We start from the raw sequence: 16,815 nt of genomic DNA on the forward strand, positions 1-16,815 counted from the left end.
CGGGAAATGTGTCAAGATTGCGCACGTCGCGTCGCGACGCCGCGTCTCGGGGAAGTGCGCGTGCACGGTCTCGTGCAATGCGGGGAAAAGTGGGTGAAATGAGCGACAGCACCGAGTTGCTGAAGACAGCCGTCATCGTCGAAGACGATCCCGACATCCGACACCTGCTCGTCGAGGTCCTGGAGTCGGCCGGGTTCTCGACCGTCTCGGTCGGCAACGGCATCGACGGCGTGCGCGCCGTGGTCGCCTACCAGCCGCTCATCACCACGCTCGACGTCAACATGCCCGGCATCGACGGCTTCGAGGCGGCTCGCCGCATCCGCCAGCAGAGCGACACCTACATCGTCATGCTCACCGGCCTCGAAGAGGAGGCCGACGTCGTCCTGGGCCTGGGGGCCGGTGCCGACGAGTACGTCGTCAAACCGTTCCGCCCCCGCGAGCTGCGCGCGCGCATCGAGGCGCTGTTGCGTCGTCCGCGCACCGGCGACTCCTCCGCTCCGCCCGCCCCGCGCCAGGACAGTGTCGGCCCGTCCTTCCCGACCGGCCGCATCGAGACCGCTCCCCCGGCGCCCGCGGCATCCACCGCCGACGCACCGGCCGCGCCCGTGATCGTCCCGTCGTCGCAGGGTCCCGAGCCGCGGCACGCCGCCTCGGGCACCGACATCGTCGCCCGGCCCGCCGCCGGCGGACTCACCCCCACCGGTGGCGCGTGGGTCGAGCATCGCGACCTGCAGCTCGACCCCGACAGCCGCCTCGTCCGCGTCGGTGGTGAGGAGCTGGATCTCACCCGCACCGAGTTCGACCTGCTGGCGACCCTCATGGAGTCCAAGCGCCGCGTGCGCAGCAAGGCCGATCTCACTCTCGTGCTGCGCGGGGAGTCGTATGTGACGAGCTACTTCGTGGGAGAGGCCGACAAGCGGGCCATCGAAGCCCACATGACCAACCTCCGCCGCAAGCTCGGCGACAACCCGGCCAACCCGCGCTACATCGAGACCGTCCGCGGTGTCGGCTACCGACTCACCTCGGAGCTGCTCGCCGCACCCTGAGCCTCGCGTGAATAACGGATGCCTCGACCCTCCCCAGGGCCGAGGCATCCGTGTTTCCGGTCGTTCGGGTCGACCAGATCGGGGTCCGTCACACTTTGAAGCCGTGCTGGCGACGGACGAGCTTGGAGAACATGAGAAGGGTCTGGAGCACGGTGACCACCCCGACGATGGGCCAGCCGATCCACAGGATGGAGGACTGCACCATCGGCCCGACCATGATCCAGATGATGGAGAGAGCGATCGCGACCGCGATGAGCACGATCATGGGCGTCCAGTGCCCGAGTCCCCCGCCGCGCTCCGCCTTGGCCTGCATGGCCCAGTTGTCGACCTTCTTGCGCGACAGGAAGCGGGTCCACGAGCGCACGAAGTGACTGATGCGGATCCACATGAAGATCTCGGCCGGGAAGAACAGCACCGCGAACAGCACATCGCGCCTGTTGACGTTCTTCATGGTCCGGGCGATGCGGAGGTTGAGCATCATGGCGATCACCGGCGGGATGAGCCACACGGGAGAGAAGACGAAGGCGCCGATCGACAGCGAGCCCGCCAACAGGGTCAGAAAGGCCACACGGACGAACAGGTTCGTCAGCATCCCGAAGTTCTCGAACCACCGCAGACGTAGGTTCGGGTGGAACGGCTGCCCTTTGGTGTCGCCGCGCTGCCCCGGCCACATGAGCTCGATCGCACCGTAGGTCCACTTGACCTGCTGGGCGTCGTATCCCGAGAGGGTGGTCATGCCGCCCACGTCGGCGCGGGCGTAGGGGCTGATCTTGGTCAGGTAGCCGGCGCTCTTGATCTGCAGCGACAGCAGCGAGTCCTCCACCTCGGAGTCCTTCACCCAGGGCGAGGTCTGGTGGTTCTGCGTCATCGCATCGCGCAGGGCGTTGGTCGAGAAGATGGAGAACTGGCCGCCGAGCACGGCCATGTTGCGACCGCGCAGCATGTTCTGCAGATTGAACGCGGCGAACTGGGTGCGCTGACCGGCCGTCAGGAACTTCGCCACGAGTCCCTTGATCGGCTTGTCGTCGATCGTGTAGATCGCTGAGATGCCGCCGATGCGGGAGTCGGAGACCGCCTCGGTCTCGAGGTACTCGACAGCCTTGGTGTCGGCGATCGTGTCGCCGTCGACACCGAGGAGGTAGTCGTATCCTTCGACGAGCGAGTAGCCGTAGTTGAGGGCCCCGACCTTCTTGTCGGGGTTCTTGCCGATGTCGTGCACGAACACCTCGGTGAACTGTTCGCCGAGTTCGGTCAGCAGCTCGTGCGGCCCGCTGTACTCGCTGGCGATCTTCACGGTCGCGTCGGAGGTGTTGTTGACCACCACGTGGATGACGTCGGGCACGCGGGTCTGTGCCAGCAGCGCCTCGATCACATCGGCGATCGACTCCTCCTCGTTGTAGGCGGGGATGACGCAGCCGATGGTCGAGCGGTGCACCGAGGTGTTCTCGAGGACGGCCGCGAAGTCGTCGGCGAAACCGTGCTCCCCCGCCGATGCCAGCTCGCGCGGGTGCATGCCGAAATCGCCCGCCGGCGAGGTGTAGCTGCGCGCATCGGTCATGGCGGTGTCTTCCTGTCGGCGAGGTGGCCTGTCAGCCGAATCCCACTCTGGTACGTTCACCACAAGACGACCGCCGCCCCAGACCACCGTCCCCGCAAGATTTCCTCAAGATTGCACCGTGACGAAGAAGGAGACGACCCTCCGTGATCGTCCTCGCTCTCCTCGCCTCGATCGCCGCGGCGGGGATCGCCCTGACCATGCTCTTCCTCACGCACGGTCGGCCCGACGACGATCGCGGCGGACCTCGCGCGGACATGGTCCGCTACTTCGGCATGGCCGCGATCGCGGCGCTGCTGTGCGGAGCCATGAACGTGTTCGAGACGGCGGGCGGCGGGGCGACCGCCGCAGCGGTCGGCAACGCCACGAACCTGCTCGCCCCAGGACTGCTGTGGGCGGGTGCGCGACGACTGAACGGTCGCCGGGCGATCGGTGCGGTGAGCACCGGAGCCGGCGGCATCCTCATGCTGGGGCTGACCTTCCTCATCCCCCTCGATGACGCGACTCTGCTGAAGACCGCGGGACTGGTCGTCTTCGGCGCTCTCGGCGCGCTCGAGTGCTCCCGACGACCGCTGAGCGAACTGCACGGCGCCCGACTCCTGTCGTGGACGCTCAGCCTGTACGCGGCCTACAACCTGGCCCGTCTGGCGGTCGTGGCCTTCTTCGGGCGAGGGCTGCTCGTGGGCCAGGGGCCGGTGTCGGCCGAGGCCACCGCTGCGGTGAGCGCGGTCGCCATCGCCCTGGTCTCGTGGGGCGCCGTGTGGATCGGACGACAGCTCGATGACGACCCCGCGCCCGGGACGCGCGCCCACGACCGCGGCGCCCTCCGCCGCGAGGCCGCCCGCCTGATCGAGACGCACGCCCTCGTCCGCGTCAGCGTGGTGCGGGTGCCCGAGATCGATCTCATCCGGGCGGCGCACAGCTCCGAGCGCGGAGAGACGATGCTGCGGGCGGTGGCGGATGCCGTGGTCGACGCGCTCCCCGAGGTCGTCACCGGCGTTCCGGCTCGCGACTCGGTCTTCGCGGTGGCGCCGGCGACGCTCGACGCCGCCGAGGTCGAGCAGGCGGTGCGGCGCGCGTTCGCGCGCCGGATGCCGACCATCGACTACGCCGACGTGCCCGACCTGACGTTCGAGCATTACCTGGCCCGGGACGTCGACGATCTGTCGCTGCTCATGGAGAGCCGGCGCCTGCGGCCCCGTCAGGGTCAGTCCGGATCGGCCTGACCCCCGGCGGCTCAGCTACGCGGACCGTCAGGGCCCGCGGCGCTCACCCCTGGTCGGTGGTCTGACCCCAGCCCGGCGCGCGGCCGGTGCTGCTTCGCGTCCCCGTGCCCTGGTCCGTCGGGCTCTGCCCCTGATCCGCGGAGATCGCGATGGGCAGGTACTGGTACACCGTCTGCTGCGAGAACGCGTCGCTGTTCGCCGTCCCCTCGACGGCGACGTTGAGCGCGAACTCGAGGGTCAGACCGTAGGTGTCGGCGGGCAGCTGCCGGATCGAGGTGGTGGGCACGAGCAGTCCGCCCTGGAAGCTGTTCAGCAGCAGACCCCGGTCGGAGCGCAGGGTGTCGGTCGGCACGAGGGTCCGCGGGTCGGCGCTGAACTGGAACGGGTTCGAGACCTGTCCGTTCGTCTGCGCGGTCTGCGAGGTGATCGACACCGACGACACGTACACGCGACGTTTCTGCGCCAGCACGGCCTTCTCGTCCACGCGGTGGTCGACGACGTTCACCGCGAAACCGAGCTGCTTCTCGTTCGTCGGCGTCCACTCCATCGTCCGCTTCGGGTTCACCGCCCACACGTCCAGGCGCACCTCGAGACCGTCGGCCACCTCGCTTGTCAGCGACACCGATCCGTCGTACGTGAACTGCGAGTCGAAGGGCATGGCATCCGCGCTGGACTGCGGCACGGGCGTCGCCACGACCACGGACTGCGCGCCGGCGCCCATCTGGCCGGGCAGGGCGTTGAACATCTCCGCGACCTGCGTGCATCCGGTCAGCGTCGCCGGCGCCGCGAGCGCGAGGACGATGGCGAGGGCGCAGGCACGAGCGCGGCGGCGAGGGGTGCTCACGGTGTGTCTCCTGAGGGTCGGCGCAAGGGCGCAGAGGTCGCTGAACGACCATCACGCTGCGGGATGCAGGCCTCAGGGGGAGTCTGACCGGGCGACGCGAGGGTGTCCTCACGCGCGGCGAGCAGAGACAGGATGGCGCGCAGAAGACTACACCACTCTCTATACACTCGAGGAATGGCATCCCTGAGGAGCGTCCGACCGGCGGTTCCTCCGGACGGCGTCCACGAAGACGACGCGAACCCCGGCAGCCGCACCCGCTCCGTCTGGCTGCAGCAGCTCGTGCTCGGCGCGAGCGTCGTCATCACCGTCCTGCTCGTCCAGGCGCTGGAGCCGTCGCTGTTCACGCAGTGGCCGTTCTCCTCGGGTGTGGGCGTCGTCATCGCCCTCACGGCCGTCGCCATCGTGGTGCCGTGGCATCGCCTGCCCCGGGCGGCGGTGTCGGTCATCCCCCTCGGCGACATCCTGGGCATCGGTCTGCTGAGCTTCGGCACCGACCTGCGCTTCGGATTCTTCTGGGTCTTCCCGATCATCTGGATCGCCACGCACTTCTCGCTCGCCTACCTCATCCCGGCGCTGGGCACGGTGGGCGTCATCATCGTCGTGGATGCCGCGGTCACCGACACCGGCCCGTTGAGCGCCCTGCGCCTCATCGTCGTCCTCCTGTCGTTGACGTTCATCGCCATCACCGCCCATTTGTCGGCGCGGCAGACCCGGGCGTTCAAACAGCTCCTGCGTCGACAGGCGAGCCGCCTGCAGGGCACGCTCCAACGCGTCTCCGGCCAGGAGCGGCGCGTCTCCCAGATGCTGAACGGCCTCGACACCGGCATCGCGCGGCTCTCCGCCGACGGCGAGGTGCTCGCCCTCAACGACACCTACGTCGCCCTCTACGGCGTCGAGCGCGACGAGCCGCAGCGCCCCGGGGCGGCGGTCGAGTACGCGACGCTGCGCGGCGAGCCGCTGCCGGAGTCCGAGCGTCCGTTCGCCCGGGCCGCGCGCGGCGAGCAGTTCGACGACGAGCGCGTCTGGCTGTTCGACCCGCATGGCGAGTGGCACGCCCTGTCGGCGTCGACGCGCCGCCTCATCTCGTCGGACGAGCCGGAGAGCACGCTCCTGATCGTCCACGACATCACCGCCCTGATCGAATCCGAGCGGGCGCGCGAACGCCTCGCGGCGACCGTGTCGCACGAGCTGCGCAATCCCCTCACCGCGATCGTCGGCCACGCCGACCTCGCCCTCGACGACCCCGGTCTCTCACCGAAGGTTCGCGAGCAATTGGAGGTCATCGCCGCCGCCGGCGAGCGCATGCAGAAGCTCATCTCCGAGATCCTCGCGACCTCGCGCGGCGTCTTCCGGGAGACCTCCGCCCCCGCCGGGGCCGACGCGAGTCGCATCATCGCCTCGTCGCTGGCGTCGTTCCGCCCCGCCGCGGCGGCCCGGCGGGTGAGCGTCGTCGACGAGCTGCCCGCGAGCGCCGAGGTCGCCGGCGACGCCTTCCGTCTGCGTCAGGCCTTCGACAACATCCTCAGCAACGCCATCAAGTACACCCCGGCGGGCGGCACCATCCGCATCTCCGGCGACGTCTCGCCCGACGACGTCATCCTGCACTTCGCCGACACGGGTATCGGCATCCACCCCGACGACCTCCCGCACGTGTTCGATCCGTACTTCCGTGCGCAGTCGGTGCGCGAGAGTTCGACCCCCGGCACGGGCCTGGGCATGGGCATCATCCGCAGCATCGTCGAGGACCAGGGCGGATCGCTGTTCCTCGAGAGCGAGTTGGGCGCCGGAACCACGGTGACGGTGATCCTGCCCGTCCGCAGCGAGGGTGCGGCCGCGTGACGCCGGCCGACGTGCTGTCGAACCTCGGCCTCGCCCAGGCGACGGTGGCGACACTGGGCACCGTGATGATCATCGGCCTCGGCTTCCTGCATCGGCCCTCGCGCTCCGCGCTGCTGTGGTCGCTCGCCTTCGTGCTGGCGATGGCGAGCACGTGGGTGTCGGTCACGGGCGCCATCCTCGAGAACGAGATGGTGCGTCGCGCCGGACTGGGCCTCATGCTCGGTGCGCCCGCCCTCATCTGGTCGGGTTTCCGCGCACGACGCGGTGTTCGCGCGCTCCCCTGGCTCGGCGCGGTCCAGGCCGTGGTGACGGCGACGGCGTTCGTGGCGACCGTCGACCCGAACGCATACGGTCTCACCTTCCGCATCGCCTTCGTCGGTGCCGCGGTGTTCGCAGGGCTCACGGTCGGGGAGCTGCGCCGCGCCGCGGACCGCCTCGAGCGACTCGCGCTGCCGTTGACGATCGTGTCCGCCGCGTTCGTCGCCCTCGGCGCCGCGGTGCTGGTCTCGGGTCTCGCCGCCCCCGCCGCGATCGGCGACCTCGCCCTCCCCCGCATCATCAACGGGCTCGCGATGCTGGTGTTCCTGGTGTGTGCGACGGTCTCGCTTCTGTACTTCACGTCGGTGTCGCCCAGCGGCACGCACTCCGCGTCGAACTGGCCGCACTTCGTCGTCACCGCCGGTGATCGCCTCCGCCGCGCCGGACGGGCGCGCGAACAGAGCTGGGCGGTGCTCACCATCCGCCTCGACGACCCCACCCAGTTGCGCAGCGCCGCGGGCGAGAGCAACTGGCTGCGCCTCGTCGCGGCGTTCGAGGCCGTCGTGGCCGATGCGTTCCCCGCCGAGTGCGATCTCGGTCGTGAGGTTCGCGGTCGCGTCGTGCTGGTGCTCTCGCGGCCGGACTCCGTGCTGCGCGAGACCGTCCGCACCCTGCTGCGCAGGATCACCGAGCTCGACGTGTCCGCCTTGGTCGACATCCAGCTCTCCGCGAGCGTCGGCTGGGTTCCGGCCGAGGCGGGCGACTTCGACCTACCGGTGCTCATCGCGGCGGCCGACGCCGCGGCCGCCGAAGCCAGCCGCCAGGGCGGCGACCGCTGGGAGCGAGTGCGGGTGTGATCAGCCCGTCGCGGTGGCGTCGTCGGCGATCGCGACGGTCACCGAGTCGCTCGCGGTCTGCTTCGCGAACTCGTTCGAGGTGGGCGTGGTCTGCACGAGGAACTCGAACGTGAACTGCAGAGTCACGAAGGTGGCGTCGGCGGGGACCTCGCCCACGTTGAACGTCTGCGAATAGCTGTACGGCGAGAGCACCAGGTACCCGGGGGCGTCGGTCTGATCGACCTGCGCGGCGAGCGGCGCGAGCGACTGCGAGGCGTTGCCGGGCACGGCGGTCATGGTCGCCCGCTGCAGGTACACCTTCTGCCCGTCGTTGGGGGTGACCGTGGTCTCCATCGAGAGGCTGACGGGTTTGAGGGCCGTGGGCGTCCAGCGATCCATCGACAGCGTCGACCAGTAGTCGACCGTCGCCGCCACGGAACCGGCGGTGAGCGAGCGCTGCGTCGATCCGCTGGACAGGTCGTTGCGGACCGGCTGCGGTGCGCTCGTCATCGTCGGCGCCGCCGAGGCGACCGGCTCGGAAGCGGCCCCCTGGGCCCACGGCGGCGCGCCGCACCCGGTGAGCGCGAGAAGGATCGCCCCCGCCGCTGCCGCGCCGATGGTCGCTCTGCCGCGACGCGCTGCGAACCGCATGATGCCTCCCCCGGATGGTTTTCCCAGTGTAGGTGTCCGCGATCGCATCGAGCGCGCGGGCAGGCTCAGACGCGGCCGGGGTATGCCGCGGTGACCTCGGCGGTGATGAGGATGGGCAGGTGATCGCTGAGTCCCTGCGGCAACGTCCGGATGTGGGCGATGTCGAAACCGATCGAGGTCGCGAAGTCGTAGTGCCCGCGGAAGAAGCGGTAGCGGGTGTAGGTGCGGGCGTCGCTCAGGGTGAGCTCGTACCCCTGGTCGCGGACCTTCTGCCCGAGATTCTCCTTGAACACCGGGTAGTTGTAGTCGCCGACCATGAGCGCCGGAAGGCCCGGGCCGAGGTTCTGCAGCTCGGACAGGGCCGTGCGGATCTGGTGCCGCCGCAGCGAGTTGAGCGCCGTGAGCGGCGCCGCGTGGAACGAGGCCACGATGACATCCCGCCCGTGGTCGATGTCGCGAAGGCGCACCCCCAGCATCCGCTCCTCCGCGGGCTTGAGCACGTAGTCGTGCAGCGATTTCTTCAGCGCGATCGCCCGCACCTCTTCGGCGCGGAAGGTGTTTTCGCGGTAGTACAGCGCGAGACCCAGACGATTGCGCTGCGTCGCCTCGGCGAGGCGCAGATCGCCGATGGTCTCGGGGATGTCCGCGGTGTCGCACTCCTGGAGGCAGAGCACGTCGGCCTCGTGCTGGTCGACGAGAGCGACGAGTTCACCCGCGGCACGGTGCTTGTTGAGGTTGTACGAGATGACCTTCATGGCCTGGACAGCCTACGACCGCCGCGGACGGTGCCGGCGAGGGGTTGCACAGCCCCCTCGATTCAGGATGCCGACTCCTCGGCATCCCGTCGATTGCGCGTCTGCTCGGCACGGGCGGCGAGAAGCTCGTCGGCGGGATACCCGACCTCGGCCAGCACGAGACCGCGCGCGGCGAGCACCTTCGTCTCGGGGATGCGCAGGCGCGCGTCGCGGATGGCCACCACGTCGTCGATCGCGATGCGGCCCTCGCCGACGGCCACGCACGCACCCACGAGCGCGCGCACCATGCTGTGGCAGAACGCGTCGGCGCGCACATTGGCCACCAGCGCTCCGTCGTCGCCTCGGCGCCAGTCGTACTCCAGCAGCGTGCGGATCGTGGTGGCCTCTTCCCGCGCCTTGCAGTAGGCGGCGAAATCGTGCAGGCCGATGAGGCGGCCGGCCGCGGCATCCATCGCCTCCACGTCGAGCGCGCTACGCACGGTGGTGGTCCGGTGCCGGTCGAGCGGGTCGTACGCCGTGGCGGCATCCGCCAGTCGGTAGCTGTACCGTCGCCAGACGGCCGAGAAGCGCGCGTCGAAGCCCTCGGGGGCGAGCGAGGTGCGGCGGACCGTCACGTCGGGATACGCGCCGAGAACGCCCCGCACACGTCCCGCGAGCGCGGCGACCGCGTCGGTCTCGTCGCCGTCGCGGCGGCGACGCGGGAGCCGCGCGATCTGCTCGTCGTCGAGGTCGAGGTGCGCCACCTGACCCGACGCGTGCACGCCGGCATCCGTACGCCCCGCGACGACCAGGCGTGGCGCCCCGCCGACGATGCGGGCCAGGGCGCCCTCGAGCTCGCCCTGCACCGTGCGCAACCGCGGCTGCCGCGCCCACCCGCGGAAATGTGTGCCGTCGTAGGCGATGTCGAAGCGGATGCGCACCCCTCCAGCCTACGAGCGCGGCGCACGCGCGAACGACGAAGCCCCCGCCCGGACGGATCCGGACGGGGGCTACGTGCGAGCGGAGAGACTCAGGCCTTGGCGTCGTCGGCGACGGCGTCGTCGGCGGCGGCCTCAGCGGCCGCGCCCTCTTCCTGCGACTCGGCGCCGGCGTCGGCGGCGGTCTCGTCGGCCGACGTCTCGTCGGCGGCGGTCTCATCGGCGGCGGGAGCCTCGTCGGCGGCCGGGGCAGCGGCGGCGGGGGCCGCAGCGGCTTTGGTCGACGGCTTCTTCGCGACGGGCTCGAGCACGAGCTCGATCACGGCCATGGGCGCGTTGTCGCCCTTGCGGTTGCCGACCTTGGTGATGCGGGTGTAGCCGCCGTCACGCTCGGCCACCAGCGGCGCGATCTCGGTGAAGAGGGTGTGCACGACCTCTTTGTCGCCGATCACGCTCAGCACGCGACGGCGCGCGTGCAGGTCGCCGCGCTTGGCGAAGGTGATGAGGCGCTCGGCGAGCGGACGCAGGCGCTTGGCCTTGGTCTCGGTCGTCTTGATGGACTTGTGCGTGTAGAGGGCTGCCGCGAGGTTGGCGAGAAGCAGACGCTCGTGGGCCGGGCCGCCTCCGAGGCGGGGACCCTTCGTGGGCTTGGGCATGTCGTATTACTCCAGGAGAAGGTTCGGTCGGGTCCGACGGGGTCAGACGGTTTCTTCGTCGTAGCCGCTGTAGAACTGGGCGCCGTCGAAGCCGGGCACCGAGTCCTTGAGCGACAGGCCGAGGGAGGTGAGCTTGTCGCGCACCTCGTCCACCGACTTCTGACCGAAGTTGCGGATGTTCATCAGCTGCGTCTCGGAAAGGGCGACCAGCTCCGAAACGGTGTTGATGCCCTCGCGCTTGAGGCAGTTGTACGAGCGCACCGAAAGATCGAGGTCCTCGATCGGCATCGACAGCTCGTTCGAGAGGACGGTCTCGACCGGCGCGGGGCCGATCTCGATGCCCTCGGCCTCGACGTTCAGCTCGCGGGCGAGGCCGAAGAGCTCGACGAGGGTGCGGCCGGCGGAGGCCACGGCGTCGCGCGGGGCGATCGAGGCCTTCGACTCGACGTCGAGGACGAGCTTGTCGAAGTCGGTGCGCTCACCGGCACGGGTGGCGTCGACGCGGTAGCTGACCTTGAGCACGGGCGAGTAGATCGAGTCGATCGGGATCTGACCGGCCTCGGCGTACTCGTTGCGGTTCTGGGTCGCCGAGACGTAGCCGCGGCCACGCTCGATCGTGAGCTCGAGCTCGAACTTCGCGGTGTCGTTGAGCGTGGCGATGACCAGCTCGGGGTTGTGCACCTCGACGCCCGCCGGAGCGGAGATGTCGGCGGCGGTGACCTCACCGGCGCCGGTCTTGCGCAGGTACGCCGTGATGGGCTCGTCGCGCTCGCTCGAGACGACCAGCTGCTTGATGTTCAGGATGATCTCGGTGACGTCTTCCTTCACGCCCGGGATGGTGCTGAACTCGTGCAGGACGCCGTCGATGCGGATGCTCGTGACGGCCGCGCCGGGGATCGACGACAGGAGGCTGCGACGCAGCGCGTTGCCGATCGTGTAACCGAAACCGGGCTCGAGCGGCTCGATGACGAAACGGCTGCGGAACTCCCCGATCTTCTCCTCGGTCAGAGTGGGACGCTGTGCGATGAGCACTATGTGTTCCTTTCGATCACGTGCCCGCTATATGACACGTGTAATGGGGTGAGGTGTTGAGTTGTACTCGCGGGATGCCGGGGGCTCCTCGACGGCGCGCGCCGGCATCCGGAAGTCTGAAACGCGCGTGAGCGCGGCGTTCCCGGGGAGCGACGAGCACTCCCCGGGAACGGACGCGTCAGACGCGGCGACGCTTGGGCGGACGGCAGCCGTTGTGGGCCTGCGGCGTCACGTCCTGGATCGAACCGACCTCGAGGCCGGCCGCGGTGAGCGAGCGGATCGCGGTCTCACGACCCGAACCCGGACCCTTCACGAAGACGTCGACCTTCTTGACGCCGTGCTCCTGCGCCTGGCGAGCTGCCGACTCCGCGGCCATGCCGGCGGCGTACGGCGTCGACTTGCGCGAGCCCTTGAACCCGACACCGCCGGACGAGGCCCAGCTGATGACGGCACCCGAGGGGTCGGTGATCGAAACGATGGTGTTGTTGAACGTCGACTTGATGTGGGCCTGACCCACGGCGATGTTCTTCTTCTCCTTGCGGCGCGGCTTGCGCGCGGCGGACTTGGCCTGTGCCATGTGCGTTCTCCTGAATCCTGACGCTCAGCCCGCGGCTTAGCGCGCCTTCTTCTTGCCGGCGACGGTGCGCTTGGGACCCTTGCGGGTACGCGCGTTCGTCTTCGTGCGCTGACCGCGCACGGGGAGGCCGCGGCGGTGGCGCAGGCCCTCGTAGGAACCGATCTCGACCTTGCGGCGGATGTCGGCGGCGACCTCGCGGCGAAGGTCACCCTCCACCTTGTAGGTGCCCTCGATGTGGTCGCGCAGAGCGACCAGCTGGTCGTCGGTGAGCTCCTTGACGCGGATGTCCTGGCTGATGCCGGTCGCGTTCAGGATCTCGACGGAGCGGGTGCGACCCACGCCGTAGATGTAGGTAAGTGCGATCACCACGCGCTTGTCGCGCGGGATGTCGACGCCGGCGAGACGTGCCATGCGGCTCTCCTCAGAGTGTCGTGGAGGTGTGGAGCAGGATCGGTGCTCGGGCCTCCGCCCCGAGGTGTCCCCCCTCCGCTCGCGCGAAGGGGATCTGATCCTGCCGGTGTGTATTCAGTTGGGAATGCGATCGAGCTCGGTGAGGAGCTCAGCCCTGACGCTGCTTGTGGCGCGGGTTGCTCTTGCAGATCACCATCACGCGCCCGTGACGACGGATCACCTTGCAGTGGTCGCAGATGGGCTTGACGGAGGGGTTGACCTTCATGATGTTCCTGTTTCGCTGTCTTCGACGCGCGGACGCGGTCGTTACTTCTCGGCCGGACTCAGCGGTAGCGGTAGACGATACGACCGCGGGTGAGGTCGTACGGGCTCAGCTCGACGACGACGCGGTCCTCGGGGATGATGCGGATGTAGTTCTGCCGCATCTTGCCCGAGATGGTGGCGAGCACCTTGTGACCGTTGGTCAGTTCGACACGGAACATCGCGTTGGGCAGTGCTTCCGACACCGTGCCCTCGATCTCGATGACACCGTCTTTCTTCGCCATAAACTCGCTCACGCTCAGTTGCAGACCGGCCGGTCTGCGGTGGATGGGGATTCGGTGCTTCGACACGCCAATGAAGGCGCAACGCACCAAAGATCAAGCATACGTGGTAATGCTCGACCCGGCAACTCGCCGGGGACCTCGTCAGCCGTTCAGGCGGGCGACGATGTCCTTCTGCGGGTCGCCGGTGAGGTCCTGCTGGTTGTTCAGGACGGTGCCGTCGACCGCGATGGTGGGCGTCGCGATACCGCTGGCGTTCGGCTGCAACGGCGTCTTCTGCGTCATCGCGGTGACGAACTTCGAGTAGGTGCCGTCGGTGATGCACGAGGTCACGGCATCCGAGGCTCCCGCCGTCGTCGCGATCGAGGCGAGCGTGGCATCGTCGAGCCCCGCCGTTCCCTCCTGCGGCTGCTGCGCGTAGAGCGCCTTGACGAACGCGGGGACGTTGGCCACGTCGTCGACGGCGACGCAGTACGCCGCGTTGGCCGCGCGGGTGGAGTACTGCGTCCCCTGCGACTGCCGGTCGAGGATCGAGATCGGGTGGAAGTTCAACGTGATGGTGGAGTCGTCGGTCAGCTGTTGCAGCGTCGGGCCGTACGCCTGCTCGAAGGAGTTGCAGATGGGGCACATGAAATCGACGTAGGTGTCGACGGTCTTCGGTCCGGAACCGATCGAGATAGCACCGGTCTCGGTGTTGACCGCGGACGTCTCCGGCAGTGTTCCGGGCGACGTGGCCTGGCTGTTGGCGAACCACACCACACCGCCCACGATCAGCACGACCACCACGGCTGCCGCCGTGACGCCGATCGCGAACCAGTTGGTGGACTTGCGGACAGCCGCCATCATCATCAGTCGATCTCCTTCGGCACCACTCCGAACGGCGCCAGCTTCTCGGCACCGCCGTCGTGCGCGGTGAGGACCCAGATGCCCCCATCATGCACGGCGACGCTATGTTCCCAGTGAGAGCCCTCGGTGCCGTCGACCGTCGAGACGGTCCAGCCGTCGTCCTCGGTGTAGGTCTCCTGGTCGCCGATCACGACCATGGGCTCGATCGCCACGGCGAGCCCTGGGCGCACCTCGGGGCCGCGGTCGGCGACGGCGTAGTTGAAGATGCTGGGCGACTCGTGCATCTTGCGGCCGATGCCGTGGCCCACGTAGTCGCGGAGGATGCCGTAGCCGCCCTCGGGCGCATGCTCCTGGATGTACTGCTCGATCGCCGCACCCACCTCGGAGAGGTGGCTGGCGCGGCTCAGCGCCGCGATCCCCGCCCAGAGCGACCCCTCGGTCACCTCGGACAGCCGACGACGCGGGGCGACGATCTCCTCCGGCGCGTCGCCGGGGACGATCACGGTGAAGGCGGAGTCGCCGTTCCAGGCCCGGAACTCGGCGCCCGCGTCGATCGAGAGGATGTCCCCGGCCTCGAGTGGACGATCGTTCGGGATGCCGTGCACCACCTGCTCGTTCACCGAGGCGCAGATGGTGTGCCGGTACCCCCGCACCATCTGGAAGTTCGACACCGCACCACGCGAGGTGATGAGGGCGGATGCCGCCGCGTCGAGCTCGAGAGTCGTGACACCGGGGGCGACAAGGGCGCGCACGGCATCCAAAGCATCGGCCGTGATCAGACCGGGCTCGATCATCGACCGCAGCTGCGCGGGCTTCTTGTAGATCGAGGAGCGGAACACCACGTCAGACAGCCGGCACGGCGGTGAGGCCGCGGGCCTCGAGCGCCGCGAAGATACGCGCGGTGACCTCGTCGAGGCTGCCGACGCCGTCGACCTCGTCGACGATGCCCCGGGTGCCGTACACGTCGAGGATCGGAGCCGTCTCCCGCTCGTAGATGCCCAGACGCGTGGCGATGGCCTCCTCGGTGTCGTCGGCACGCCCCTGCTCCGCCGCGCGCGCGGTAAGCCGCGCCAGCGACTCCTCACGCGGCACGACGAGGGCGATCACGGCGTCGAGCGCCTCGTCGCGACCCTCGAGGAACTCGTCGAGGTGCATGACCTGCGCCAGGTTGCGCGGGTACCCGTCGAGGAGGAACCCCTCCGCGGCGTCGGGCTGCGCGAGACGGTCGCGCACGACCGCACTGGTGAGCTCGTCGGGGACGAGGCTCCCGGCGTCGATGATCGACTTCACCTGCAGCCCCAGCTCCGTGCCGTCTTTGACGTTCGCGCGGAACACGTCGCCGGTGGAGACGACCGGGATGCCGAAGGCCTCGCCGACGCGAACGCCCTGCGTGCCCTTGCCCGAGCCCTGCGGGCCGACGATGAGGAGACGAGCGGTCATCGCAGGAGCCCTTCGTAGTGACGCTGCTGGAGCTGGGCGTCGATCTGCTTCACGGTCTCGAGTCCGACACCCACGATGATGAGGATCGAGGCGCCGCCGAACGGGAAGTTCTGGTTGGCGCCCACCGTCGCCAGGGCGACGAGCGGGAGCAGCGCGATGAGACCGAGGTAGATCGAGCCCGGCAGCGTGATGCGCGTGAGGACGTAGTCGAGGTACTCGGCCGTGGGACGACCGGCACGGATGCCGGGGATGAACCCGCCGTACTTCTTCATGTTGTCGGCGACGTCGACCGGGTTGAAGGTGATCGCGACGTAGAAGTACGCGAAGCCGATGATCAGGAGGAAGTACACGAGCATGTACAGCGGGTGGTCGCCGCGCGTGAGGTACTGCGAGATCCACGTCACCCAGGGGGCGGGCTCCTGACCGGCCTGCGGCTGATTGAACTGGGCGATCAGCGCCGGGATGTACAGCAGCGACGAGGCGAAGATGACGGGCACGACACCGGCCATGTTCACCTTGATCGGGATGTAGGTGTTCGTACCGCCGTAGGTGCGGCGACCCACCATCCGCTTGGCGTACTGCACCGGGATGCGTCGCTGCGACTGCTCGACGAAGACGACGAGGGCGACGATGACGATGCTCACCGCCAGCACCAGGAGGAAGACCTCGACACCGCGGGCGTTGAGGATCGAGATCATCGCACCGGGGAAGGTGGCGGCGATCGAGGTGAAGATGAGGATCGACATGCCGTTACCGACACCGCGCTCGGTGACCAGCTCGGCGAACCACATGACCAGGCCCGTACCGGCGGTCATGGTGATGATCATGAGCAGCTGCGCCCACCAGATGTCGTTGGTGAGCAGCTGCTGGCACTCGGGCACGCCGGCGGAGCCGAACAGCTGACCCGAGCGTGCGACCGTGACGAGCGTCGTCGACTGCAGCAGCGCGAGGGCGATCGTCAGGTAGCGGGTGTACTGGGTGAGCTTGGCCTGCCCGGCCTGACCCTCTTTATAGAGCGTCTCGAAGTGCGGGATGACGACGCGCAGGAGCTGCACGATGATCGTCGCCGTGATGTACGGCATGACGCCGAGCGCGAAGATCGACAGCTGCAGCAGCGCACCGCCCGAGAACAGGTTGACCAACGACAGCAGGCCCTCGGTCCCTCCCGACTGGTTCAGACACTGCTGAACGTTGGGGAAGTCGACGAAGGGCGTCGGCACGTGGGCACCCAGCCGGTAAATGGCAATGATGCCCAGCGTGAAGGCGATCTTCCGCCTCAGGTCGGGCGTGCGGAAAACCCGCGCGATGGCGCTGAACAAGGGAGGATCCTCCAGAACGATCTCGGCGCGCGCGTCATGGCACGCACCAAAGCAGACTAACGCAG

19 protein-coding genes are annotated in these 16,815 nt (G+C 68.8%); 4 read left to right on the top strand and 15 right to left on the bottom strand.

Features of this window, described 5'->3' with window-relative positions; translation table 11 throughout:
- The first annotated feature begins 98 nt into the window (after positions 1–98).
- On the top strand, positions 99–1,046 hold the full coding sequence (locus Q9R20_RS03550; protein ID WP_311248041.1) for a response regulator transcription factor: 948 nt from the start codon (positions 99–101) through the stop codon (positions 1,044–1,046).
- An 88-nt stretch (positions 1,047–1,134) separates the two neighbouring features.
- Here Q9R20_RS03550 and Q9R20_RS03555 read toward each other — a convergent pair whose 3' ends face one another.
- A complete protein-coding gene (locus Q9R20_RS03555) occupies positions 1,135–2,604 on the bottom strand; it encodes a glycosyltransferase (protein WP_396653654.1) in 1,470 nt (489 codons plus the stop codon).
- A gap of 143 nt (positions 2,605–2,747) precedes the next feature.
- On the opposite strand from Q9R20_RS03555, the gene Q9R20_RS03560 reads away from it, so the two are divergent.
- Positions 2,748–3,827 carry a hypothetical protein gene (locus tag Q9R20_RS03560; protein ID WP_311248042.1) on the top strand — a complete coding sequence of 360 codons (1,080 nt, stop codon included), beginning with the start codon at positions 2,748–2,750 and terminating at the stop codon, positions 3,825–3,827.
- A 43-nt stretch (positions 3,828–3,870) separates the two neighbouring features.
- Here the strand turns inward: Q9R20_RS03560 and Q9R20_RS03565 are convergent, their stop codons facing one another.
- A complete protein-coding gene (locus Q9R20_RS03565) occupies positions 3,871–4,671 on the bottom strand; it encodes a fructose 1,6-bisphosphatase (RefSeq protein WP_311248043.1) in 801 nt (266 codons plus the stop codon).
- Positions 4,672–4,845: 174 nt separating this feature from the next.
- On the opposite strand from Q9R20_RS03565, the gene Q9R20_RS03570 reads away from it, so the two are divergent.
- Both Q9R20_RS03570 and Q9R20_RS03575 read left to right on the top strand, forming a co-directional pair.
- Positions 4,846–6,510, top strand: coding sequence for a PAS domain-containing sensor histidine kinase (locus Q9R20_RS03570; RefSeq protein ID WP_311248044.1), 1,665 nt, complete (start codon positions 4,846–4,848; stop codon positions 6,508–6,510).
- Entirely contained in the window at positions 6,507–7,625 is a 1,119-nt protein-coding gene (locus Q9R20_RS03575) for a hypothetical protein (protein WP_311248045.1), read from the top strand. The genes Q9R20_RS03570 and Q9R20_RS03575 overlap by 4 nt, the downstream gene beginning before the upstream one ends.
- Here Q9R20_RS03575 and Q9R20_RS03580 read toward each other — a convergent pair whose 3' ends face one another.
- From Q9R20_RS03580 to secY, 13 genes are all read right to left on the bottom strand, one after another.
- Positions 7,626–8,255: a hypothetical protein gene (locus tag Q9R20_RS03580; RefSeq protein ID WP_311248046.1), complete on the bottom strand. Its 630-nt coding sequence runs from the start codon at positions 8,253–8,255 to the stop codon at positions 7,626–7,628.
- Between the two features lie 65 nt (positions 8,256–8,320).
- Entirely contained in the window at positions 8,321–9,010 is a 690-nt protein-coding gene (locus tag Q9R20_RS03585) for an endonuclease/exonuclease/phosphatase family protein (RefSeq protein ID WP_311248047.1), read from the bottom strand.
- A gap of 62 nt (positions 9,011–9,072) precedes the next feature.
- Positions 9,073–9,930, bottom strand: coding sequence for a tRNA pseudouridine(38-40) synthase TruA (gene truA, locus Q9R20_RS03590; protein ID WP_311248048.1), 858 nt, complete (start codon positions 9,928–9,930; stop codon positions 9,073–9,075).
- 89 nt (positions 9,931–10,019) lie between these two features.
- On the bottom strand, positions 10,020–10,583 hold the full coding sequence (rplQ, locus tag Q9R20_RS03595; RefSeq protein ID WP_311248049.1) for a 50S ribosomal protein L17: 564 nt from the start codon (positions 10,581–10,583) through the stop codon (positions 10,020–10,022).
- Positions 10,584–10,625: 42 nt separating this feature from the next.
- Positions 10,626–11,615, bottom strand: coding sequence for a DNA-directed RNA polymerase subunit alpha (locus Q9R20_RS03600; RefSeq protein ID WP_056226291.1), 990 nt, complete (start codon positions 11,613–11,615; stop codon positions 10,626–10,628).
- 178 nt (positions 11,616–11,793) lie between these two features.
- Positions 11,794–12,192: a 30S ribosomal protein S11 gene (gene rpsK / locus Q9R20_RS03605; protein ID WP_013583990.1), complete on the bottom strand. Its 399-nt coding sequence runs from the start codon at positions 12,190–12,192 to the stop codon at positions 11,794–11,796.
- 36 nt (positions 12,193–12,228) lie between these two features.
- Complete coding sequence (rpsM, locus tag Q9R20_RS03610; RefSeq protein WP_295838192.1) at positions 12,229–12,603, bottom strand: 30S ribosomal protein S13; 375 nt, start codon at positions 12,601–12,603, stop codon at positions 12,229–12,231.
- A 148-nt stretch (positions 12,604–12,751) separates the two neighbouring features.
- Positions 12,752–12,868: a 50S ribosomal protein L36 gene (rpmJ, locus tag Q9R20_RS03615; protein ID WP_005050492.1), complete on the bottom strand. Its 117-nt coding sequence runs from the start codon at positions 12,866–12,868 to the stop codon at positions 12,752–12,754.
- 58 nt (positions 12,869–12,926) lie between these two features.
- Positions 12,927–13,148, bottom strand: a complete 222-nt coding sequence (gene infA, locus Q9R20_RS03620) for a translation initiation factor IF-1 (protein ID WP_013583992.1) — start codon at positions 13,146–13,148, stop codon at positions 12,927–12,929.
- 141 nt (positions 13,149–13,289) lie between these two features.
- Complete coding sequence (locus Q9R20_RS03625) at positions 13,290–13,994, bottom strand: thioredoxin domain-containing protein (RefSeq protein ID WP_311248050.1); 705 nt, start codon at positions 13,992–13,994, stop codon at positions 13,290–13,292.
- The gene (gene map, locus Q9R20_RS03630) at positions 13,994–14,833 is read right to left on the bottom strand and encodes a type I methionyl aminopeptidase (protein ID WP_311248051.1); all 840 of its coding nucleotides are present in this window, start codon (positions 14,831–14,833) and stop codon (positions 13,994–13,996) included. Before map ends, Q9R20_RS03625 begins: the two co-directional genes overlap by 1 nt.
- A 1-nt stretch (position 14,834) precedes the next feature.
- Positions 14,835–15,431 carry an adenylate kinase gene (locus Q9R20_RS03635; protein ID WP_311248052.1) on the bottom strand — a complete coding sequence of 199 codons (597 nt, stop codon included), beginning with the start codon at positions 15,429–15,431 and terminating at the stop codon, positions 14,835–14,837.
- Positions 15,428–16,750 (bottom strand): preprotein translocase subunit SecY, encoded by a 1,323-nt coding sequence (gene secY, locus Q9R20_RS03640; protein ID WP_056226277.1) that lies wholly within the window; start codon positions 16,748–16,750, stop codon positions 15,428–15,430. The genes Q9R20_RS03635 and secY overlap by 4 nt, the downstream gene beginning before the upstream one ends.
- Positions 16,751–16,815: the final 65 nt, after the last annotated feature.

The sequence above is a fragment of the Microbacterium sp. PRF11 genome, from assembly GCF_031844085.1.
In the GTDB taxonomy this organism is placed as follows: domain Bacteria; phylum Actinomycetota; class Actinomycetes; order Actinomycetales; family Microbacteriaceae; genus Microbacterium.

Bases quoted from the DNA above. Each gene is read 5' to 3' on its own strand.
- Q9R20_RS03550 (WP_311248041.1), top strand. From the start codon at position 99: ATGAGCGACAGCACCGAGTTGCTGAAGACAGCCGTCATCGTCGAAGAC.
- Q9R20_RS03555 (WP_396653654.1), bottom strand. From the start codon at position 2,604: ATGACCGATGCGCGCAGCTACACCTCGCCGGCGGGCGATTTCGGCATG.
- Q9R20_RS03570 (WP_311248044.1), top strand. From the start codon at position 4,846: ATGGCATCCCTGAGGAGCGTCCGACCGGCGGTTCCTCCGGACGGCGTC.
- Q9R20_RS03580 (WP_311248046.1), bottom strand. From the start codon at position 8,255: ATGCGGTTCGCAGCGCGTCGCGGCAGAGCGACCATCGGCGCGGCAGCG.
- Q9R20_RS03585 (WP_311248047.1), bottom strand. From the start codon at position 9,010: ATGAAGGTCATCTCGTACAACCTCAACAAGCACCGTGCCGCGGGTGAA.
- rplQ (WP_311248049.1), bottom strand. From the start codon at position 10,583: ATGCCCAAGCCCACGAAGGGTCCCCGCCTCGGAGGCGGCCCGGCCCAC.
- rpsK (WP_013583990.1), bottom strand. From the start codon at position 12,192: ATGGCACAGGCCAAGTCCGCCGCGCGCAAGCCGCGCCGCAAGGAGAAG.
- rpsM (WP_295838192.1), bottom strand. From the start codon at position 12,603: ATGGCACGTCTCGCCGGCGTCGACATCCCGCGCGACAAGCGCGTGGTG.
- rpmJ (WP_005050492.1), bottom strand. From the start codon at position 12,868: ATGAAGGTCAACCCCTCCGTCAAGCCCATCTGCGACCACTGCAAGGTG.
- infA (WP_013583992.1), bottom strand. From the start codon at position 13,148: ATGGCGAAGAAAGACGGTGTCATCGAGATCGAGGGCACGGTGTCGGAA.
- Q9R20_RS03625 (WP_311248050.1), bottom strand. From the start codon at position 13,994: ATGATGATGGCGGCTGTCCGCAAGTCCACCAACTGGTTCGCGATCGGC.
- Q9R20_RS03635 (WP_311248052.1), bottom strand. From the start codon at position 15,431: ATGACCGCTCGTCTCCTCATCGTCGGCCCGCAGGGCTCGGGCAAGGGC.